The sequence below is a fragment of the Kosakonia radicincitans DSM 16656 genome, from assembly GCF_000280495.2.
Classification (GTDB): Bacteria; Pseudomonadota; Gammaproteobacteria; order Enterobacterales; family Enterobacteriaceae; genus Kosakonia; species Kosakonia radicincitans.
The window spans coordinates 4104792-4125800 of record NZ_CP018016.1 but is presented as its reverse complement, the minus strand read 5'-3'; the positions used below and the strand labels follow the sequence as shown (position 1 = coordinate 4125800).

The 21009-nt window shown below is 58.3% G+C and carries 18 protein-coding genes; 4 read left to right on the top strand and 14 right to left on the bottom strand.

Annotated features, from left to right (window positions below; translation table 11 throughout):
- The first annotated feature begins 161 nt into the window (after positions 1-161).
- Together Y71_RS19920 and Y71_RS19915 are read left to right on the top strand one after the other, a co-directional pair.
- Positions 162-1499: an aspartate aminotransferase family protein gene (locus tag Y71_RS19920; RefSeq protein ID WP_007373741.1), complete on the top strand. Its 1338-nt coding sequence runs from the start codon at positions 162-164 to the stop codon at positions 1497-1499.
- 158 nt (positions 1500-1657) lie between these two features.
- Complete coding sequence (locus Y71_RS19915; RefSeq protein WP_007373743.1) at positions 1658-2365, top strand: GNAT family N-acetyltransferase; 708 nt, start codon at positions 1658-1660, stop codon at positions 2363-2365.
- A 34-nt stretch (positions 2366-2399) separates the two neighbouring features.
- Here the strand turns inward: Y71_RS19915 and Y71_RS19910 are convergent, their stop codons facing one another.
- From Y71_RS19910 to Y71_RS19870, 9 genes are all read right to left on the bottom strand, one after another.
- Positions 2400-3104, bottom strand: a complete 705-nt coding sequence (locus Y71_RS19910; protein ID WP_007373744.1) for an ABC transporter ATP-binding protein — start codon at positions 3102-3104, stop codon at positions 2400-2402.
- Positions 3091-3927 (bottom strand): ABC transporter ATP-binding protein, encoded by an 837-nt coding sequence (locus Y71_RS19905; RefSeq protein WP_007373745.1) that lies wholly within the window; start codon positions 3925-3927, stop codon positions 3091-3093. Before Y71_RS19905 ends, Y71_RS19910 begins: the two co-directional genes overlap by 14 nt.
- Positions 3920-4753 (bottom strand): ABC transporter permease, encoded by an 834-nt coding sequence (locus Y71_RS19900; RefSeq protein ID WP_007373746.1) that lies wholly within the window; start codon positions 4751-4753, stop codon positions 3920-3922. Before Y71_RS19900 ends, Y71_RS19905 begins: the two co-directional genes overlap by 8 nt.
- Entirely contained in the window at positions 4753-5802 is a 1050-nt protein-coding gene (locus tag Y71_RS19895) for an ABC transporter permease (RefSeq protein WP_007373747.1), read from the bottom strand. The genes Y71_RS19900 and Y71_RS19895 overlap by 1 nt, the downstream gene beginning before the upstream one ends.
- Before the next feature lie 55 nt (positions 5803-5857).
- Positions 5858-7426, bottom strand: a complete 1569-nt coding sequence (locus Y71_RS19890) for an ABC transporter substrate-binding protein (protein WP_007373748.1) — start codon at positions 7424-7426, stop codon at positions 5858-5860.
- A 173-nt stretch (positions 7427-7599) separates the two neighbouring features.
- Positions 7600-9105, bottom strand: coding sequence for an FGGY family carbohydrate kinase (locus Y71_RS19885; protein WP_007373749.1), 1506 nt, complete (start codon positions 9103-9105; stop codon positions 7600-7602).
- Between the two features lie 19 nt (positions 9106-9124).
- Entirely contained in the window at positions 9125-10543 is a 1419-nt protein-coding gene (locus Y71_RS19880) for an L-fucose/L-arabinose isomerase family protein (RefSeq protein ID WP_007373750.1), read from the bottom strand.
- A 33-nt stretch (positions 10544-10576) separates the two neighbouring features.
- On the bottom strand, positions 10577-11524 hold the full coding sequence (locus Y71_RS19875) for a transketolase family protein (RefSeq protein ID WP_007373751.1): 948 nt from the start codon (positions 11522-11524) through the stop codon (positions 10577-10579).
- The gene (locus Y71_RS19870) at positions 11517-12347 is read right to left on the bottom strand and encodes a transketolase (protein WP_007373752.1); all 831 of its coding nucleotides are present in this window, start codon (positions 12345-12347) and stop codon (positions 11517-11519) included. The genes Y71_RS19875 and Y71_RS19870 overlap by 8 nt, the downstream gene beginning before the upstream one ends.
- 318 nt (positions 12348-12665) lie before the next feature.
- On the opposite strand from Y71_RS19870, the gene Y71_RS19865 reads away from it, so the two are divergent.
- Entirely contained in the window at positions 12666-13619 is a 954-nt protein-coding gene (locus tag Y71_RS19865) for a sugar-binding transcriptional regulator (RefSeq protein ID WP_007373753.1), read from the top strand.
- 663 nt (positions 13620-14282) lie between these two features.
- Complete coding sequence (locus tag Y71_RS19860) at positions 14283-15965, top strand: methyl-accepting chemotaxis protein (RefSeq protein WP_035943210.1); 1683 nt, start codon at positions 14283-14285, stop codon at positions 15963-15965.
- Positions 15966-16037: 72 nt separating this feature from the next.
- Here Y71_RS19860 and Y71_RS19855 read toward each other — a convergent pair whose 3' ends face one another.
- The 5 genes from Y71_RS19855 to entD form a co-directional block, all read right to left on the bottom strand.
- Complete coding sequence (locus Y71_RS19855; RefSeq protein ID WP_007373755.1) at positions 16038-17126, bottom strand: ABC transporter permease; 1089 nt, start codon at positions 17124-17126, stop codon at positions 16038-16040.
- A gap of 1 nt (position 17127) precedes the next feature.
- The gene (locus tag Y71_RS19850) at positions 17128-18654 is read right to left on the bottom strand and encodes a sugar ABC transporter ATP-binding protein (protein ID WP_194138579.1); all 1527 of its coding nucleotides are present in this window, start codon (positions 18652-18654) and stop codon (positions 17128-17130) included.
- Positions 18654-19262, bottom strand: a complete 609-nt coding sequence (locus tag Y71_RS19845; RefSeq protein ID WP_007373757.1) for a DUF2291 family protein — start codon at positions 19260-19262, stop codon at positions 18654-18656. Before Y71_RS19845 ends, Y71_RS19850 begins: the two co-directional genes overlap by 1 nt.
- A gap of 12 nt (positions 19263-19274) precedes the next feature.
- On the bottom strand, positions 19275-20216 hold the full coding sequence (locus Y71_RS19840) for a D-ribose ABC transporter substrate-binding protein (protein WP_035943211.1): 942 nt from the start codon (positions 20214-20216) through the stop codon (positions 19275-19277).
- 117 nt (positions 20217-20333) lie between these two features.
- Complete coding sequence (gene entD, locus Y71_RS19835) at positions 20334-20996, bottom strand: enterobactin synthase subunit EntD (RefSeq protein ID WP_007373759.1); 663 nt, start codon at positions 20994-20996, stop codon at positions 20334-20336.
- Positions 20997-21009: the final 13 nt, after the last annotated feature.

Here is a 21009-nt window from a genome sequence, read left to right as displayed (position 1 = left end):
GTGACGTCACTATAAAAACGCCCGCCCGCGCCAGACAGTGCCAGTTGTTATGTCGCGGTGTGACACCTGTGTCACATGTTGCTAACACGACTGGCTCTATCCGCGGTTTGCCCGCGCGCCGCATGATACGGACAACAATAACGGCATGAGAGGAGCAGGATATGAAACTGGCACTTCAGAGCGAGATGGCGATAACCAACGACGACGTACGTCAACTGGACCGGTCGTATGTGTTTCATTCATGGTCGATGCAGGGCAACCTTAACCCGATGGTGATTGCCGGGGCGAAAGGCTGTGAGTTGTGGGACTACGAAGGCAATACGTATCTCGATTTCAGCAGCCAACTGGTGAACGTTAATATTGGTTATCAGCATCCGCGCGTGCTGGCGGCGATGAAAGCACAGCTTGACGAACTGGTGACGATCGCACCGGCGACGGCCAACCTGGCGCGCGGCGAAGCGGCCAAACGCATTGTCTCGCTGGCGCCGGAAGGTTTCAGTAAAGTCTTCTTTACCAACGCTGGGGCGGATGCCAACGAAAACGCCATCCGTATGGCGCGTCTCTACACCGGGCGCGACAAGATTTTCTCCGCCTACCGCTCCTATCACGGCAATACCGGTAGCGCGATTGCCGCCACCGGCGACTGGCGGCGCGTACCGAACGAATATTCACGCGGGCATGTGCACTTCTTTAACCCGTACCTCTATCGCAGCGAATTCAACGCGACGACGGAAGCCGAAGAGTGCACACGTGCGCTGGCGCACCTGCGCCGCATGATTGAGGTTGAAGGGCCGGCATCTATCGCCGCGATCCTGCTCGAATCCGTACCGGGAACGGCCGGTATTCTGGTGCCGCCGGAAGGGTATATGAAGGGCGTGCGCGCGCTGGCCGATGAGTTTGGCATTGTGCTGATCCTTGATGAAGTGATGGCCGGTTTTGGCCGCACCGGTAGCTGGTTCGCTTTTGAACAGGATGGCATCGTGCCGGATCTGATCACCTTCGCGAAAGGCGTTAACGCCGGTTATGCGCCCGCAGGCGGCGTACTGATTTCAGAGCCGATTTCACGCTACTTTGACGACCACTTCTTCGCGGGCGGTCTGACTTACTCCGGCCATCCGCTGGCAATGGCAGCGATTGTCGCCACGCTGGATGCGATGAAAGATGAGAAAGTGGTGGAGAATGCGGCGCTGGTGGGTAACGGCGTGCTGCGTCCGGGGCTTGATGCGCTGGCGGCGAAACATAAGCTGATTGGCAACGTGCGCGGGCGCGGCATGTTCCAGGCGATGGAACTGGTCAGCGATCGGCAGAGCAAAACCCCGCTGGCGGCGGCAGAGATGGGATCCATCAAAGCGGCGCTCACGCAGGCCGGTATTTTGAGTTTTATCGTCGAAAACCGCATCCACGTGGTGCCGCCTTGCACCATGAGTGCGGAAGAAGTGAATAAAGGCCTGGACATTTTTGACCGTGTTCTCGCGCAATTTAGCCATTTCGCGAAATAATCCCTCTGGCGTCAGAGCTTTCTGACGCCAGACCTGCTCATTTCTCTGATTTGAAAAGCTTTTTTAACAACGCCCCCCAATTTTTAGCACTATATTCCGGCGCGCAGACTTGATAAAACATCTCTTTTATATTGGTCTTTTTTGCCGGGGAGAGAAACGTGCCGGAAATCAATCACTTTGGTCAAACAGTCGGCGACAGGCTGCCGCACTGGAACGGTGTTCAGCCGCTGCCGCACAGCGTGTTGCCGGGCCAATATTGTCGGCTCGAACCGCTCGACGCCAGAACGCATACGCACGATCTCTTGCAGGCTTACGCGCAGGCAGAAGATGACAGCGGCTGGACCTGGCTGGCGGGCGAACGGCCTGACGGGCTGGAGAGCATGGCGCGCTGGATCGTCGGTAAAACGCTCGACACCAGCGTAGCGCCTTTTGCCGTGGTGGAAAATGCCAGCGGCGATGCGCTCGGCGTGATTGCCTGGCTGGCGATCAACGCCGACAACGGTTCGGTAGAGATTGGTCATGTCACCTGGTCGCCACAGATGCAAAACAGCGTTCTCGGCACGGAAGCGATATGGCTGATGCTGCGCCACGCTTTTGCCTGCGGTTATCGCCGCGTGGAGTGGAAATGTGATTCGCTGAATGTCGCCTCGCGCCGCGCGGCAGAACGCATCGGTTTCACCTGGGAGGGGCGCTTCCGCCAGCATATGGTGCGCAAAGGGCGCAATCGCGATACCGACTATTTATCGATGCTGGACAACGAGTGGCCGCTGCGCGACGCCGCCATTTCCACGTGGCTGAACGCGGATAACTTTGACGCGCAGGGGCAACAAAAACAGAAACTTGATACCTTCCACGAACAGCAGTAAGCCACCGCGCACTGGTGGCTGCCGGTGCGCGGCATTACCCCATCCGGTGTTCACCACGCACCAGCGCGCTACGGTCAAAGAAACGCTCAATCACGCCATTGGCCATAAATGCTGCCCGGTCAGACATATGGGCAATCACATCGGCATCATGGCTGACCAGCAGATAGCTCATGCCGTGCTGCTGCTTCAGGCGGTTAAGCAGGTTAAGAATTTCGGCCTGCACCGACATATCCAGCGCCGATGTCGGCTCATCCAGCAGCAGAATTTTTGGTCGCAGCAACAGTGCGCGGGCGATTGCCACGCGCTGACGCTGGCCGCCGGAGAGCTGGTGCGGGTAACGCCGTGCGGCATCAACCGGAAGCCCGACCTGCTCCAGTGCGGTAGCCACCTGCTGGTCAATTTCCGGTTCACCGTGAATTTTCAGCGGCTCCGCCAGCGTGCGCCACAGCGTATGGTTCGGGTGCAGCGAGGCGTAAGGATCCTGGAAGACCATCTGCACATTGCGCCGCAGCATACCCTGATAACGCGTTCCGGCTTTCACCGGCTGGCCGAACAGCGACAGCTGGCCCTGCCATTCGCGCTGTAAACCTGCCAGCACGCGCAGCAGGGTTGATTTCCCGCAGCCGGACGCGCCAATCAGGCTGAAAGTTTCACCTTCTTCCACGCGCAAACTGGCGCCTTTCACCACTGTTTTCTCAGCAAAAGTGACCTGCAACTGCGCGATATCAACGATGCTCATCATTCGCCTCCGTAAAGAACTGGCTGCGATCCAGCGTCGGCAGCATCTGGCCCCAGGTTTCTGCGCTGGGTCGGCAGGTCCACAATGTGCGGGTGTAGGGATGCTGCGCCTCAGGCAGATCGGCCGCCGCCATCGTATCCACGCATTCCCCCTGATACATCACCATCACCCGGTGGCAGTGCTGCGCCACCAGCGGCAGATCGTGGCTGATGAGCAGCAGCGCCATTTGCCGTTGTTCGCACTGGGCGACCAGCAGTTCAAGGATCTGGTTACGCAGGCGCGCATCCAGCGCGGAAGTGGGTTCATCGGCAATCAGCACCTGCGGATCGTTAACCAGCGCCATGGCGATCATTACCCGCTGGCCCATACCGCCGGAGAGTTCGCCGGGGTAGCGTTGCAGCACCGTCGGTTCAAGTTCCACCGCCCATAGCGCCTCGTTGATCTTCTCCAGCCGCTGCTTGCGGTTCAGCCGCTGGTGGAGCGTCAGCGCTTCATCCAGTTGCGCCAGCACGGTTTTCACCGGGTTCAGCGCATAGCGCGGATCCTGCAATACCATCGCAATGTCGTTACCGCGCAGCGCGCGCCAGCCGCGATCGTTGAGCGTGGTGACATCCCGTCCCAGCACATTCAGCGTGGTGGCGCTGACGTGGCCCGGCTTGCGCACCAGCCCCATCAGGGCGCGGGCGGTCATTGATTTTCCCGAACCGGATTCGCCGACCAGCGCCAGCCGCTCGTTGCCAAGTGTAAAGCTCAGGTTTTTCACCACCCGCGCGCCGGGGTAGTCGATATTCAGGCCGCTTACCGCGACGCGTGTCTCAGTCATGTTGCGGCTCCAGTACATCGCGCAGGCCATCGCCCAGCAGGTTAAAGGCGAGGCTTGCCAGTAAGATCACCGCACCGGGCGCTGCGGCAATCCACCATTGATCGAAAATCACCTGCATACCGTCGGCGATCATCGCACCCCATTCCGCCATCGGCGGGCGTGCGCCCAGCCCTAAGAAACCCAGCCCGGCGGCAGCCAGAATGATGCCTGCCAGATCGAGCGCGAGGCGCACAATCGCCGAGGGCAAACAGAGCGGCAGAATATGGCCAAACAGCAGCCGCCAGCCGCGAATGCCCATCATCTCGGCGGCAGCCAGATAATCACTGTGACGCAAACGCTGGATCTCGCTGCGCGCCTGGCGGGCGTAAGCGGGCCAGGTGGTGAGCGCCAGCGCCAGCGCGCCGTTCACCAGCCCAGGGCCAAGCATGGCGACAAAAGCAAAGGCGAGGATCAGGCGCGGCATCGACATCACCACGTCGGTAAAGCGCATCAGCACGCGCTCCAGCCAGCCGCCGTAGTAGCCGGAAACAATACCGATCAGCAGCCCGACAGGCAGGGTAATGGCGGTCACCAGCGCCACCAGGCCGAGCGCCGGGCGGGTGCCGTAAATCAGCCGCGAGAGCAAATCGCGCCCGTAGCTGTCGGTGCCGAGCCAGTGCTGTGCGCTCGGTGCCTGCAAGCGCGCGGCGGCGTCCTGCCAGTTGGGATCGCGCGGTGCGAGCCACGGCGCAAACAGGGCGATCAGCAGCAGCACGGCGACAATCAGCAGCCCGCTGAATGCGGCGGGCGAGCGGCGCAGACGGTGCAGAAAAAGTGTCGTCGGCATCAGCGCACCCTCGGGTCGGTTAACCGTACCAGCAGGTCGGTCAGGTTATTGATCAGCACAAAGCAGACGCCAATCACCAGCGTACCGCCCATGATGGCGGTGGTGTCGCCAGCGAACAGCGCTGTGGTGAGATAACGACCAATGCCGGGCCAGGAGAAGACCGTTTCGGTGAGTACCGCGCCTTCCAGCATGCTGGTGTACGCCAGTGCGATCACCGTCAGCAGCGTACCGCGAATATTCGGCAGCACATGGCGCAGCAGAATGGTCATCTCGCCTGCGCCTTTAGCGCGCGCCAGCAAAATGTACTCTTTGTTCATCTCACTCAGGCAGGCAGAGCGGGTAAGGCGGGTAATGCTCGCCAGCGAATAGTAGGCCAGCAGCAGTACCGGCAGCAGCAGGTGGCTGAGCGCATTTTTAAACGCGCCGCTGTCGCCGGAAAGCCAGGTATCGATCAGCGCGAAGCCCGTGCGCGGCGTGACGGTGTACTGGTAGATATCATCGAGCCTGCCCGGCCCGGCGCTCCATTGCAGGCGGGCGTAAAACAGCGCCAGCATCAGCAAACCCAGCCAGAAAATCGGCACCGAGTTGCCAAGTAGCGTAAAGGTGCGCACCGCCATATCCCACGGTGAGCCTTTAAAGCGCGCGCATAAAACGCCCGCGATCACGCCGAGCACGCTGCCGACAATCAGCGCCAGCGTTGCCAGCTCCAGCGTCGCCGGAAATGCGGCGAGCAGATCCTGTAACACCGGTTGCCCGGTGGCGCTGGCAGTGCCTAAATCACCATGTGCCAGGTTCACCAGGTAGTGCCAGAACTGCACCGGTAGAGGCTGGTCCAGCCCCAGTTGATGACGTACCTGATCGTAAGTGGACTGGCTGGCATGATCGCCGACAATCTGCAAAACCCGGTCAACAGGGGAGAAGGCCGACAGCGAAAAAGTCACCAGCAGCAGGCCAAAAAGCGTCAGGGCCAGCGTGAGCAGCCCCTGAAATAGCGCGAGCAGAGGACGTTTTACGCGCCGCTCTGCCCTGTTGGGTAAAACCACAGACATGGAAAAACTCGTCTTCAGCGAAAGAACCCTCCCGCGCGGGCGGGAGGAGGAAACGTTATTTGGTGACGCGGTCGTACCACACCATATCCGCATTCAGCCCCTGCTGGTAGCCTTTCACGTTATCGCGCACCACGATCTGTGTTTTGCCCTGATCGACAAAGACATACGGCGAGTTGTGCTGCAACTCCTGCTGCATTTTCTTGTACAGTTCGAGGCGTTTTGCCGCATCCGGCTCGGCCACCGCTGCCAGCGTCTCTTTATTCAGTTGCGGGATCTGCCAGCCGTTCAGCCCGGCCACGGTGCTGGATTTGCCATCGTTCCAGGCAAAGGCGCTGGCGTTAGAGTGGGCGTCGAAGTAATCCGGGATCCACAAACGAATCGCCGCCTGATGCTGTTTTGCCCGCACGCGAGCGTACACCTGGCTACCCGCTGCGGGCAGCAGATCCACTTTCACGCCGCCCTGGGCGAAGCTGGCCTGCATTGACTGGGCAATGGTGATAAACGGCGGTTTGTTTTCGACATCCAGCGTGAAGTGCGCGTCTTTAATGCCCGCTTTGGCGAGGATCGCTTTGGCTTTCGCCGGATCAAAGGTGAACGGGTTATCCTCCAGCGCGCCCGGCAGGCCAACCGGCAGGAAGCTCTGATGAATAAAATACTGGCCTTTCAGCAGATCTTTAGTGATGCCGTTGTAATCAACCAGCCAGCGCGCGGCTTCCCAGAACGCCGGGTTGTTCAGCAGCGGGTTGGCGCTGTTGCCGGTGTTAAAGACCAGGTAATTCTGCTCGGCAGACGGAATGCTCAGCACTTTCACGCCTTTCTTATCCGCCAGCGCGCTGATTTGATCGGCGCCCAGATCGCGCGCGACATCGGCATCGCCCTGCTGGATCAGCAGGCGACGGGAAGCCGGATCCGGCACGTTTTTAATGATGATGTTTTTAAGCTTCGGCGCGCCGCCAGGCGCGCTGGCGTTGGCATCCAGCACGATGGCCTGGTGCGGCTGGTAGACACGCATTTTAAACGCGCCGCTGCCCGCTGAGTGCATTTTCAGCCAGGCGTTGCCGAAGTCATTACCCTGTACATTGGCGCTGACCAGCTTCTCATCGACGATCGAGGCAATCGGCGTGGAGAGAATATTCAGCGCTACCGCCGGGCTGACATCCGCCGTCCAGTGCAGTTGCAGGGTGTGGTCATCCACTTTCTTCAACTGGCTGGCAATATTATCCGGCTGCCAGCCCAGCACGTTGAGGATAAACGCCGGGGATTTGTTGAGCGTCACCGCGCGGGTATAGGAGAAAATCACATCTTCCGGGCGCAGCGGGTTACCGGAGGCAAATTTCGCGTCGCTCTTCAGTTTGATGGTCAGGGTTTTTGCCGCTGGGTCCGCCTGCCAGCTTTCAGCCAGAATCGGAGTGATTTTTTCCGGGTTTTCACGATCGGGCTGCACCAGGCGCTGGTACAGGCTCGGCACGGTCTGAATACTGGAAAGCTCGTTCGCTTCCGCCGGGTCAAGGCTGACAATATCGTCTAAACCCTGAGCGACGACCAGCGTATCCGGCGGTGTTGCCGCGTAGCTGGCAGCAGAAAGGAGCGCCAATATGACAGCAGGCAGCAGTTTTTTAGTCATAAGAAATCCCTGAAAAGTTAATATGATGTGATTATTTTGTACCGCTAAGGTAGGCCAGCTGCCGGCGTTTTTTAAAGTTTAAATTCATCTTTCTATATGCTGCATGCGCATAAGCCAGATTGTTTTGTCATTAGGGGAAAGATGCGTGGGGCGAGCGCCCCGCGCAGAGAGAATTACTTCGTCGAGCGCGCCAGTTGCACTGCGTTTTGCCAGTCAAACCAGCGTTTTTGCAAGCGGCCATGACGCGCCATATCCGGCTGAAAAGTGATGTGTTCCGGCAGGTAGCGGCGCAACTGTTCGCCATCGATGCGCAGCAGCGCTTTGCGCGCCAGCAGCGCCGCGCCGATTGCTGACAGTTCCGCAACGTCGCTGCGCATTACCGGGCAGCCGAGCAGATCTGCCTGGTACTGCATTAGCCAGTCATTCTTCGTCGGCCCACCGTCCACCATCAGCGCCTTCAGCGTGAAATCACCGTGCTGGCGCATGGCGACCACCACATCAGCAATCTGATAAGTGATGGATTCCAGCGCCGCGCGAATCAGATGCGCGCGCTTAACGCCCCGGCTTAAACCGTGGATCAAACCGCGCGCCTGCTCATCCCACCACGGCGCGCCCAGCCCGGTCAGCGCCGGAACAAAGTAGACGCCAAGTGTGGAATCCACCGACGCGGGCAACGTGCTGAGCGTCTGCGCCAGATCGGCTTCCGGCAGCTCGCTCAGCCCGGTGCTTTCGACCATCCACGCCACCGCATCGCCGGTGTGCGGAATATTGCCTTCCAGACCGTAAACCAGTTTTTCGCCGTCGTGCCAGGCGACGGTCGTCGCCAGCGATTTCACGTCACCCTGCGCCGGTGCGACCGGCACCATTACCGAAGAACCGGTGCCGTAAGTCGCTTTAACGCAGCCCGCCGCGCCCAGCCCGTGGGCGAACAGCGCGGCATGGGAATCGCCAATCATCGCCAGCAGCGGAATGCCGTCCGGAATTCCCTCCAGCCCTCGGGTGTGACCAAACAATCCGCTGGAGGGGCGGATTTCGGGCAGCGCCCGGCGCGGAATGCCGAACAGTTCCAGCATGCTGTCATCCCACTCGCCGCGTTGCAGATTCAGCAACTGGGTGCGCGAAGCGTTGGAATAATCACAGCAAAACGCCGCGCCGCCGGTGAAGTGCCACAGCAGCCAGCTATCGATCGTGCCAAGGCAAATCTCGCCTTGCTCCGCCAGCGCGCGGGCGTTGGGTGTGGCATCGAGCAGCCAGCGCATTTTCGAGGCGGAAAACAGCGGTGCGACCGGTAATCCGGTCACGGCTTTAATCTCCGCTTCGCGCCCCTGTTCACGCAGGGCGTGGCAAAAATCGGCGGTACGCGAACACTGCCAGCTTAGCGCCGGGCCTAACGGTTGCCCGCTGGCGCGATACCAGCCGATGGCGGTTTCGCGCTGGTTGCTGATCGCCAGTGCCGCAACGTTTTGTGCGCCGACGGCGTCAATCACCTGGCGCACCACGGCCAGCGAGGCCTCCAGCAGCAGTTCGCCGGACTGCTCGACCCAGCCTTCGCGCGGCGTCTGGATATTCAGCGGCCGCGCGCATTTGGCGACCACGGCGCCGCGGGCGTCCAGCGCCACGGCTTTCGCGTTGGTGGTGCCTTCGTCCAGCGCGATAATGATCTCTTTATTCAGCGACATGATGTATCTCCCGGCGGCATTATTGGTGGAGATACGTTTCGACGCCGAGATAACGGGTAAAGGCTTCGTGCAGGATCTCCGCGCTGGCCGCATGGTTCATCGCCACGTGGTGTTCAAAGCCGTTACGGCAGATCCACGCCAGCAGGTTTTCCAGGTTGGGCACCTGAATCACCGCGCGGCAGCCGACGGTATCGAGCGGATCGTCGACCGACTGCCCGGAACCGACATAAGCTTTGATCTCGCCGCTCAGATCGTCAGTACTTAAGCGGAAGTAGGTGAGAGCACCCGCTTTCAGGCGGCCATGCACTGCGCCGCAGGTGTTCTCTTTGCCGACGGTGGTGCCGATGATATCAGCGGTGCCCATATGCGGGCTTTCCAGGCTGGCAGAAGCGAAGTTACCGCAGTGAAACAGCACGCATTTGTTGCGATCATCGCCAAAGTTGTTGTTCCAGTCGGCAATAGAGGCCGGGCTCATATTGGCGCTCGCCAGCGCATACATCGACAGCGCGCCCATCACGTCCACTTCGCAGGCCGACGGCATCAACTGGCCGGACATCACGCTCATGATCGAACAGACGTTAATGCCGAGATTCTCCTGCAACGAGGTCCAGCACTGGATGGCGGTGGTGTCGATATCGTTGGCGATCACCCATTCGCTGATCACCACGAAGAGCTTCGCCATCGTCACCAGTTTGTCGGCGGGAATGGCGCTGGCATCGGCGTTATCCAGCAGCAGGCGGCGTTTTTCATCGACGCGAATATCGTCATCGCGCAGGGTTTTGATGCGGGTAAAGACTTCGGAAAGATCGAGGGTTTCTACTGCAATGCCCAGCCGTTCGAGCAGTTTTTCGCTGTAACGCACGGTGTTGAATCCGGCAGGCCGCGCGCCAATTGCGCCAACGCGTACGCCGCGCATGCTGCTGACCACCCGGCAAATCTGCTCAAAACGTTTTAGGTCTTTTTCAAATACCTCGCCGCTTAATGCACAAACATGCTGAGTGGTGAGGGTAAAAGGAATGCCGTACTGGCGCAGGTTGTTACACAGGGAGATTTTGCCGCAGAAACTGTCGCGGCGCGTCGCCAGCCCCATTTTGTCCAGATTATCCTCTTCGGCCTGCACCAGCACCGGCACATTCAGCCCGGAAAGGCGCAGGGTTTCCGCCACCGCTTTTTCATCGCCAAAGTTGGGCAGCAGCACCACCACACCGTGGATCTCATCGCGGTGAGCGCGGAACAGTTCAGCGCAGATTTTCGCATCCTGGCGGGTTTCTACACCGCCCAGTTCGGTTTGCGCTTCATCAAGCATGATGGTGTTGATGCCAAGACGGCTGAACAGGGCGATGGCCTGCTCGCGGGCTTCGGCGACCAGATAGCTCGGGAAGAAACCACGGTTGCCAATGATCACTGCCATGGTCAGTGTTTGCGGAATTCGGGACATTGTTCTCTCTCCAGTAAGATGTTCTTTTTATTGTTATTGCCGTGCGTTCAGCAGTTCGCGGGCATTTTTTACCACGCCAGCCGCATCGATTTGATGGCGGGCGCGGGTTGCCGCGCGATCGGCGGCGATGGCGTATTGCCCGTCGGCAATACCAAGCCGACGCAGCGGTAGCGCGCATCCGGCTTCGGCCAGCACTTCAGCCACCAAGCTGCCGACGCCGCCGTTAATGTTGTGCTCTTCGACGCTGACCACGGCGCGGTGGGATTTCAGCGCGGCCAGTAGCTGGGATATATTGCAGGGACGAATAGACGGTACACTGATAACACTGGCCTCAATACCTTCTGCTGCCAGTTGTGTGGCAGCTTCGACAATTTCATGGACCGTCGACCCCATCGCCACCAGCGCGATATCGCCACCGCTCCGCAGCACATCGATGTTACCCGGTGCGAAGCGGTAGCTTTCGTCATGCAGCTCCGGCAGCGCTTTGCCATCAAGACGGATATAGACCGGGCCAACGTGGGCGAGGGCGTAATCAATGATCTGCCGACACTCCAGCGGGCTGGATGGGGCATAGATTTCGATATTGCCGAAACCGCGCAGCACCGAGATATCGTCGATACTGTGGTGCGTGCTGGCCAGCGGGCCGTAGCTGGCTCCGGCGTTAAGGCCGAACAGCTTCACGTTGGTGTTGTTGTAGCAAATATCGACTTTGATCTGCTCGTTGGCGCGGGAGATCAAAAATGGCGCGGCGTTACAGGTGACAGCGATTTTACCGCCCAGCGCGAGGCCTGCCGCAGCGCCGACCAGTGTCTGTTCGGCGATGCCGACGTTCACCACGCGGCCGGGGAATTTCTGCATAAACGGCGAGATTTTGGCGGTGGACGTGGAATCCGCCACTACCGGCACCAGATCCATACCGTTGTCGACCGCGTCGATAAAGGCGTTCACCATCACCGTCGCCAGGTGTTCACTGTTACTCATCTTTCAACTCCTCCAGCGCCAGTTCAACTTCGTCGCCTTTCGGTACGCGGTGATGCCACTCCGGGCGCCCCTGAATAAAGGAGATGCCTGCGCCTTTGGTGGTGTGGGCGATCACCACATGCGGTTTACCTGCGGGCCGTAAGCCTTCCAGCGTGCGCACCACATCGGCCATATCGTTACCGCGACATTCCGTTACCTGCATACCAAAGGCACGCCACTTGGCATCCAGCGGATCGGTATTGAGGATCTCTTTGGTTGGCCCGGCGAGTTGCAGGCTGTTTTTGTCGTTAATAATGATCAGGTTGTCGAGCTGGTAGTGCGCCGCCACCAGCGCGGCCTCCCAGTTGCTGCCTTCCGCCAGTTCACCATCGCCAGTGACTACGAAAACGCGGCGCGCGCTGTTGCTGCGTTTGGCGGCCAGCGCGATGCCGACAGCGACCGGCAAACCGTGACCGAGCGCGCCGGTGTTGAGTTCAATGCCGGGGGTTTTGTGTTTCACCGGATGGCCGGGCAGGTGCGAATCGGCGTGTTGATAGGTAGAAAGCCAGTCGACAGGAATAAAACCGGCTTCGGCCAGCACACAGTAATAACCGCCGACCGCGTGGCCTTTTGATTGAATGTAGATGTCCCGCTCATCGCTCTCTTTGGTCTGCGGTGAGCAGTTCAGGATGCGAAAATAGAGCGCAGTCAGCACTTCTACCTGGGATAAATCAGCTCCGGTATGCCCGCCAGCCGGGCTTTCGGCGTTAAGCACGATAATGCGACGACGTACCGCGCGGGCTTTTTTTTCAAGTTCATCCACAGAGAGTGAAAACGGATTCATAGCATACCTCTTGAATGTATAATCTGTCATGAATAAATATTCAATCAGAGCGTGAAAAGGTTTCCGGATAGCAGGTGACAACGCATTATCGTCAGTTTTTACGACAGGTTGTGACTGATTTGGAATATATATTCACTACTGATTTATTATTCATGATTAAAGATATGCCTTGTGTTAAGGTTTGTCTACGCCCGGATCGGGCAAATTTGGAAGAAAGGAGAAAAGGATCACATTTGGATGAGGGTTGCCGCATCGGGCTGGCTTGTTATCTATTCAATGATGAATAAAAATATCAGGCATCAGAGAAAGGGGAATCTCATGTCAAAGCAGGATGAACAGCGGCTGCTGGTGAAAATCGCCACGCTTTATTACAACGAAAATAAAAAACAGTCTGAGATCGCGACGCTGCTGCACCTTTCGCAATCCTTTGTTTCGCGCGCGCTGACGCGCTGCCAGAAAGAGGGGCTGGTGAAAATCACCGTTGTGCAGCCGACCAATATTTTTGTCGCGCTGGAGAAGGCGATCGAGCAGCAGTACGGCATACGGCAGGCGATTGTCGTGGATATCGGGGAAAATCCCGCTAACGCGGCGATAAAACACGCCATCGGCAGCGCGGCGGCGCACTATGTCGAAACGCGTCTGCGCCCGGAAGACCTGGTTGGGATCTCGTCGTGGAGCAGCACCATTCGCTGCATGGTGGATGAGATGCACCCGCAGAGTATCCGCGCAGCCGGGGTGATTCAGCTGTTGGGTGGCGTCGGGCCGAACGGTAACGTGCAGGCGACGATCCTGACGCAGCAACTGGCGGCGCACCTCGGTTGTCCGGCGTGGCTGCTGCCGTCGCAGAGTATTGAGCATTCGGTGGATGAGCGGGCGCGGCTGGTGAACAGCCCGGATGTTGCCGCCGTGGTAGCGAAATTTGCCGAAGTGGATGTGGCGATTGTCGGTATCGGTGAGCTGGAGCCGTCGCAACTGCTGAAAAATTCCGGTAACTACTACAACGAAAACATGTTGAAACTGCTGGCGGAGCGCGGCGCGGTGGGCGATATCTGCCTGCACTATTACGACGCGGCGGGCAACCCGGTGCTGAGCCATGAAGAAGATCCGGTGATCGGCATGGAACTGGCGCAGATCCGCCAGTGCCCGCAGGTGATTGCGCTGGCGGGCGGTATCGAAAAACGCAACGCCATTCGCGGCGCGTTGCAGGGCAACTATATTGATGTGTTGATCACCGATTACCCGACGGCTCGTAGCCTGGTGCAGGCTGAGTAAGGCCTGGCGGCAAAATTACCGTTGGCGCTGCGCTTATCGGGCCTACGTAATTACAGCAACGCATAAGCTATTTTCTGCCACAACTCTCACAGCGAGGGGGTTGTGTCCCCGCTGAAATCGGCGAGCCGAAGCGCAGATGACAAGGTCTGGACGCCTTGGATGGCGGCCAGAGGCGAACCGAGACAGGACGTCGAGTTGAGCCGACCGCAGGCAGATGCGCGGGAGGTGAGCGCAGTGCGCAGCACCGATTTCCCGCGGGGCCGCGGGGATTGGCAAGGGGAGCGCGGCAGCTCCCCTTGTCCCGTTCACGTGATGCCATGTTTCTGAAACTACTGAACGCCTGGTGAACGGAACCCTTTCTCATAGCAGCGGTTTTGCTAAACTCGCAGACCCGGTTCGTGCTGCGCCACCAGGCATTCCTCACTACAACCCCCTCGCTGCGAGAGTTGTGGCAGAAAATAGCTTATGCATCGCTGTAAGCGGGTCAGCCCGGTGGTGCTGCGCCATCGGGCCACCCGCCGCGATTGTTATCGCTGTTTTAAATAAAAGTTATTGCCTTACTTCTTTTTAATCTTAATTAACTTCGCTGTAACGCCGATGGAGAGTTAAGCAGCGCTGTATCGCTGTTGTTCCTTTTCTTCACAGCAATTTACCGGGGTTTTTATGCACATAATTCGAAATTTAAAAATCAAGGTCGTGATGCTTGCGATCCTGATCATTTTTACTCTGCTCTGGGGCGGCGTGTCGTTTTTCTCTCTGCATGCATTAAGCGGCTTAACGGACGAAGTTGAACTCACCAACGTTCAGCAGGTAAACGGTGACATTATCAATAACGCCAGCGACCGTTACTATCAGGTGAAACTGCTGATGGATCGCGCAATCGTTTACCAGGCAAATAACGATACCCAAAACTACCAACAAACCATCGAGCGCATCGGCAAAGATATCGACTTTCTGCAGGGCGGGTTGAACCAGTTTAAAGTCACCGACCACGCCAATATCAGCACTACTGCTACGGACAATATCTACAACAGCTCGCTGACGCTGTTTAACCAGGCCATCACCCCCATGTTTGCCGCTATCAAGGAGAACAACGCCGCGAGTTATGCGCAACTGTCGAAAGATCAGTTCAGCCCGCTGCGCAGCGGTTTTTCGCAGGCAATCGTCGCTTATAACCAGGAGATTCACGATCTGAAATCCGCGGCGAATGGGCGTATTGCCAGTTGGGTGTCGGTGACGCGCACCATCATTATTATCGCGATGGTCATTGGCCTGGCGATGCTGGTGCTGTCGGAACGTTACCTGGCGCTGTGCCTGGGGCGTTCGCTGGAGTGGGTGAAACAGCATTTGCAGGTGCTGTCGGTCGGGAGCCTGGATAAACCGACGAAAGATCTGGGGCGCAACGAAGTCGGGCAGTTGATCCCATATCTGGCAACGATGCAGGAGAACTGGGTGAAAACCGTCGCGCAGATCCGTAACAGCGCCGGAGAAATCTACCAGGGCGCCAGCGAAATCGCCTCCGGGAATACCGATCTCTCTTCGCGCACTGAAGAGCAGGCTGCGGCATTGACGCAAACCGCCGCCAGCATGGAGGAGTTGAGTGCGGTGGTGAAACAGAACGCCGACAACGCCAATCAGGCCAGCCAACTGGCGAAAACTGCGTCGGAAGCGGTGAACACCGGTGAAGAACGGGTGCAGGCGGTTATCGCCAGCATGAAGAACATTACCGAAAGTTCGCAGAAAATTACCGACATTATCAACGTGATCGACAGTATTGCTTTCCAGACCAATATCCTGGCGCTGAACGCTGCCGTGGAAGCCGCGCGCGCCGGTGAGCAGGGGCGCGGTTTTGCCGTCGTCGCCAGCGAAGTGCGTAACCTGGCGCAGCGCAGCGCCGGTGCGGCGAAAGAGATCAAAACGCTGATCGACGAGTCCGTAGTTAACGTCAATAACGGTTACGACCAGGTGACGCTGACCAGCGAATCGATGGATAACATCCTGCGTTCCGTCACCAGCGTGACGGACATCATGGGCGAGATCGCGTCGGCATCCAGCGAGCAGAGTAAAGGGATTGGCCAGGTCGGCACGGCGATTTCGCAAATGGATGGCGTCACCCAGCAGAACGCCGCGCTGGTGGAAGAGTCTTCCGCCACCTCCAGTTCGCTGGAACAGCAGGCTTACCAACTGACCGAAATCGTGTCGGTGTTTAAACTGCCGGGCGATGTTGCTGCGCAAAGCGCCGCCAGCAAACCGGCATCGAAAGCGCCGAAAGCCGGAAAACCGGTGCTGCGCCCGGCATTAGCCAGCGCCAGCAAAGCGCCGGATAGCGAGTGGGAAGCGTTCTGATAAAAAAATGCCCGGCCGCATCATGCGAGCCGGGCGGTAAAAACCCGGTGCATCAGAGCCGGGCAAGCTGGTCTATTTACCTTCCATCACCGCCTTCTGCGCGACCACTGCCGCTTTCTGCTGCATGCGGTTTTGCATCTGATCGATAATCACCGCCACGATAATCACGATCCCTTTGATCACCATTTGCCAGAACTCGCTGACGCCCATCATCACCAGCCCGTCGGCGAGAAAACCGATCACGAACGCGCCAATCAGCGTACCGAGCACGGTGCCGCGACCACCGGCCAGCGACGTACCACCCAGCACCACGGCGGCGATGGCATTCATTTCAAAAGCCGTACCGTTAGCCGGGTGGCTCGCCAGCAACTGCGCCGAGACCACAATGCCCGCCAGCGCGGCGCACAGCCCGGAGAGGGTGTAAACCCAGATTTTTACCTGCTTCACCCGCACGCCGGAGAGCTCGGCGGCGCGTTCGTTATCGCCAATCGCGTAGACATGGCGGCCAAACGGCAGGCGGCGGGCGATATAAGCAATTACTGCGGCCAGCACAATCATCAGCCAGATGGCCCACGGAATGCCGAACAGCGTCCCGGCGCCAATTTCATCAAACCCGGTATTGCCGAGCAGCGGGTTGCCGGCAAGCCCCGGAAACGTCTGCCCGTCGGAGGTCAGCATCGCCGCGCCGCGCAGCACATACATGGTGCCAAGGGTGCAGATAAACGGCGCAACGTTGTAGCGGGTGATGATCCAGCCGTTTACCGCGCCGATAAGCCCGCCAGTCAGCAGTACCAGCGGCACAATCACCCACACGCTGGGGAAAATGGCGATGCCGAACATCGGCAGGACAATGCCTTTGGTGATCATCCAGCCAGCGATCATTCCACACAGCCCGAGCGTCGCGCCAATCGACAGATCGATTCCGGCGGTGATGATCACAAAGGTAATGCCCAGCGCCAGAAAGGCGTTGATGGCGATATGTTTAATCATGATCAGCAGGCTGCCGGTGGAGAGAAAACCCGGTACGGTGGCGGTAAAAAAGCCGACGATCAGGAACAGCGCGATAAAGGTACGCAGCTTCAACAGCAAAAGCAGAATGCTTTCGCGTGATAACGATGCGCCCGCGCGCGGCACGATGGCCATAGATTGTGTTGTTTTCATATCAGAACCCCTGAGCACTTGCTGTTACCAGTGCCGACTCTTCGGCCCGGGCGCGTTCAATATCGGCCGTCAGTTTGCCGCCGGACATCACCATAATGCGGTCAGAAACCGCCATGATTTCTTTCAAATCGGAGGTGGAAAAGACCACCGCGATCCCCTGTTGCGAAAGCTGTACCATCATGCGGAACACATCGGCTTTTGCGCCGACATCAATGCCGCGCGTTGGCTCGTCGAGAAACAGCACTTTCGGGTTAGTCAGCAGCGAGCGGCCAATCACCACTTTCTGCTGGTTACCGCCGCTGAGCGCCTGGATCTCCACCTCCGGCGAGGAGACTTTAATCGACAGGTTGCCAATGGTGCTGGTGACCACCGCTTCTTCATCCTTTGTGGCGATAGTGAAACCGCGCTGCAAGCGCAGCCACAGGCTGGCGATGGTGAGATTGCTCGCTACCGACGAGATGGGAAAGATGCCGGTGCGTTTGCGATCTTCCGGTACCAGGCTCATGCCCATGCGGATGCGCTCCGCGGGCGTCAGCCGTTGCGGCACCGGTTTGCTGTCGAGCCACAGCTTGCCGAGATAGTTGCGTTCGGTTCCGAGCATGCACTCAAACAGCTCGGTACGTCCGGCACCCATCAGGCCGTAGATGCCGACAATCTCGCCAGCATGCACTTTAAAGCTGACATCATTTACCGTGGTGACGCCGCTGGCGTTTACGCAGGTGATGTTTTCAGCTTCCAGAACCGGCGCGCCGAAGGTTCTTCCCGGCGAGAGGAAGTTACTCACCGGATCGCTGCCGAGCATTTCGCGTACGATCCACGGCACATCGATATCGCAGACCTTCGCTTCGGCCTGAAATTTGCCATCGCGCAGAATGGTGATGACATCGCCAATTGCCATTAACTCTTCCAGCCGGTGCGAAATGTAGATAATCGACACCCCCTGGCGCGTGAGTTCACGTATCACGCGGAACAGGATCTCCACTTCCGTTTTACTCAGCGCCGAAGTGGGTTCGTCGAGGATCAGAATATCGGCATCCTCGGCCAGCGCTTTGGCGATCTCGACCAGTTGCTGCTGGCCGACTTTTAAGTTGCCAACCAGTTCGCGCGGCGAGATGGGCTGATCGAGGCGCCTGAGCAGTTCAGCGGTGCGTTTTTCCTGCTCCGCTTCGTTAATCGGCGTCACCCCTTTTTGCAGCTCGCGGCCGAGAAAAATATTCTCCGCGACGTTGAGGTTTTCGAACAGATTCAGCTCCTGGTGCACCATGCCAATACCGTGTGCGGCGGCGGAGCGGGTGTCGGAAAAGTGCACCGTTTCGCCATTCAGTTCGATGGTGCCGACGCTCGGCTGCTGCACGCCGGCGAGAATTTTCATCAGCGTCGATTTGCCCGCGCCGTTCTCGCCGATAATCACGTTTACTTTGCCGCGCCAGACGTTGTAATCGACGTTGTCCAGCGCCACGGTGCCGGGAAACAGCATCGACACGCCGCGCGTGCGCAGAATGATGTCGTCCACAGGTAGATCGCTCATTACTGTGCCTCCTGTTGCAACTCCAGTGCCACGGCGTCATCAAGCTTGCCGCCGCTGAGCGTGACCGCTATCAGTACGGTGACCGGTTTTCCGGCCCAGCTGGCGTCAACTTTTGGCAGATGTTTTGCTGCTTCACGGTTATAGGCGCGGGAAAGCTGCGCAAACTGGACCTGGTTGGTAAAGTCTTCAAATTTAAAACCGGTAGCATCGCGAATTGCGTTACCGCGTATTACCGGGCCAAGCTGCACCGGCAGCGGTTGCCCGTTAACGTTAATCAGCATCTGCTGTTCGCGTTCATTACTGGTATCAATGCGTTCGACCTGGCTTGTCAGCCGGACAAAGACGCTCTGCGGCGCGGCGGCCGGGTTTTTTTGTTGGGCGGCCAGCGTGTCGGCGCTCAGCGCATGTTGGTGCGCGGCGTTGATCACGCGTTCCTGCCAGGTTTGTTGCGCGATCTGCTGCGGCGTCTGGTTGTCAAAGCTGGCTTTGGCATGCGGATCGGCAGGCATAATCGGCTTGCCGTTCTCATCCAGATCCACCACGGTGCAGGCCGTGAGCAACAGGGCAACGCACCCTGCGAGCGCATTACCCCATTGTTTTAACCACATAGCGCCTCCGCGTTACTTGCTGAGGTTGAACATTTTCAGTTTGCTGGCGTTGCTGTCATCGATCAGCATGCAGTCCATCAGTTGTTTCTCTTCCTTCTGCGCTTTGCCGTTTTTCAGGAAGTAATCTGCCTGAACGACGGCCATTTGCGCCTGCTGCCAGCCGGGTTGTAGCACGGTGGCTTTGATGTTGCCTTTGTTGATGATCGAGTCGCGCACGTAGTCGCTGCCGTCAAAACCGACCACGATGACGTTATTTTTTCCGGCGGCTTTCAGCGCTGCTTCCGCGCCAAGCGCCATGGTGTCGTTGCCGGAAATCACGCCGACAATGTCCGGGTGCGTTTGCAGAATGGCTTCCATTCGGGTGAAGGCTTCAGTCTGGCTCCAGTTGGCGGTTTGCTGCGCCACCATTTTCATCTCCGGGTTGTCATCCAGCACATCGTGATAGCCCTGGGAACGCACGCTGGCGTTGGTGTCTGACTGGCGGCCTAACAGCTCAACGTACTTGCCTTTACCGTTTAGCAATTTGGCGAACTTCTCCGCGCCCAGTTGCGCGCCCTGATAGTTGTTGGAGACGATTTGCGCCACCGCCACGCCGGTTTTGTTGATTTCACGATCGATCAGAAACGTGGGCACGCCTGCTGCTTTTGCTTTCTCCAGCGGACCGACGGTGGCATCTGCCCCGGCGTTATCCAGAATGATCGCTTTCGCTTTGCGGGCGATCGCCGTTTCAATCAATTGGTTCTGTTTGTTGACATCGTCGTCATGGGAAGCGACCAGCGTGGTGTAGCCCAGCTCCTTCGCTTTGGCTGCGGCGCCATCGGCTTCCGCTTTGAAAAACGGATTGTCGTGGGAAGGGGTAATAATCGCGATCAGGCCGTTATCTGCGGCGAAAAGCGAGCCGGATGCAGCGATCATCGAAGCTAGTACAACGGATTGCAGTAGGGTCTTTTTCATCTTTTTCTCCACATTGAATATATATTCAATAATGATTTATTATTCAAGGTAACGATAATTCGGCGACGGCAAACTGTCTACGGTTTGCGCAGCTAATTTCTTAAAAGGAGAAAAGGATCACGATCCGAACGGTAAACCCACGGCCAGCGTCATTACCCGTTCGTGGTCGGCTCGCCAGTAGACGTTTACTTTTTTATCAACCAGTTGTGGGGAAAATTCCGCCAGAAAACGCAGCTCAAGATGCTGTTCATCAATAGCGGTGATGTGCGCGCTGGCAAAGCCGGGGAAGGGCTTCGCCTGCGGGGAGAACGCTTTGTAAAGGCTCTCTTTCGCGCTGAAAGCGAGCGTGAGCGCCAGCGTAAACGGCAGGGGGCAGGCGGCGAGCAGCGCATGTTCCTGCGCGTTAACAATGCTTGCGGCCAGTTCATCGCACAGCGCCGGGCTGAACTGCGCTTCAAGATCCACGCCGACAGGATGCGACGCCACTACGGCAACGGCACGCTGCCCGCTGTGGCTGATGCTACCCGATACGCCTTGCGGCCAGCAGGGTTCGCCAGCCGCGCCAGGGGCCGGAATCGTGCTGAAACCATGCTCCTGCAATGCGTGCAGCGCGGCGATGCGCCCGGCCAGATGCTCGGTCTGGCGCTTTAACGCGCAGTGCGCAAGCGCCTCATGATGCGGCAGCCAGAGCAGATCGGCGGGAGTAAACGTCGCGGGAAGAAAATCGATCAGATGAAGCGTGTGATCGGCGAGGGAAACGGTGTGATGAGTGGTGTGCATGGCGTTTCCTCGC

Coding starts and splice junctions, on each gene's coding strand:
- Y71_RS19890 (WP_007373748.1), bottom strand. CDS start 7,426: ATGACTAAAAAACTGCTGCCTGCTGTCATATTGGCGCTCCTTTCTGCT.
- Y71_RS19840 (WP_035943211.1), bottom strand. CDS start 20,216: ATGAAAAAGACCCTACTGCAATCCGTTGTACTAGCTTCGATGATCGCT.
- Y71_RS19860 (WP_035943210.1), top strand. CDS start 14,283: ATGCACATAATTCGAAATTTAAAAATCAAGGTCGTGATGCTTGCGATC.
- Y71_RS19880 (WP_007373750.1), bottom strand. CDS start 10,543: ATGTCCCGAATTCCGCAAACACTGACCATGGCAGTGATCATTGGCAAC.
- Y71_RS19910 (WP_007373744.1), bottom strand. CDS start 3,104: ATGAGCATCGTTGATATCGCGCAGTTGCAGGTCACTTTTGCTGAGAAA.
- Y71_RS19875 (WP_007373751.1), bottom strand. CDS start 11,524: ATGAGTAACAGTGAACACCTGGCGACGGTGATGGTGAACGCCTTTATC.
- Y71_RS19905 (WP_007373745.1), bottom strand. CDS start 3,927: ATGACTGAGACACGCGTCGCGGTAAGCGGCCTGAATATCGACTACCCC.
- Y71_RS19850 (WP_194138579.1), bottom strand. CDS start 18,654: ATGAGCGATCTACCTGTGGACGACATCATTCTGCGCACGCGCGGCGTG.
- Y71_RS19920 (WP_007373741.1), top strand. CDS start 162: ATGAAACTGGCACTTCAGAGCGAGATGGCGATAACCAACGACGACGTA.
- Y71_RS19895 (WP_007373747.1), bottom strand. CDS start 5,802: ATGTCTGTGGTTTTACCCAACAGGGCAGAGCGGCGCGTAAAACGTCCT.
- Y71_RS19845 (WP_007373757.1), bottom strand. CDS start 19,262: ATGTGGTTAAAACAATGGGGTAATGCGCTCGCAGGGTGCGTTGCCCTG.
- Y71_RS19870 (WP_007373752.1), bottom strand. CDS start 12,347: ATGAATCCGTTTTCACTCTCTGTGGATGAACTTGAAAAAAAAGCCCGC.
- entD (WP_007373759.1), bottom strand. CDS start 20,996: ATGCACACCACTCATCACACCGTTTCCCTCGCCGATCACACGCTTCAT.
- Y71_RS19865 (WP_007373753.1), top strand. CDS start 12,666: ATGTCAAAGCAGGATGAACAGCGGCTGCTGGTGAAAATCGCCACGCTT.
- Y71_RS19855 (WP_007373755.1), bottom strand. CDS start 17,126: ATGAAAACAACACAATCTATGGCCATCGTGCCGCGCGCGGGCGCATCG.
- Y71_RS19885 (WP_007373749.1), bottom strand. CDS start 9,105: ATGTCGCTGAATAAAGAGATCATTATCGCGCTGGACGAAGGCACCACC.
- Y71_RS19900 (WP_007373746.1), bottom strand. CDS start 4,753: ATGCCGACGACACTTTTTCTGCACCGTCTGCGCCGCTCGCCCGCCGCA.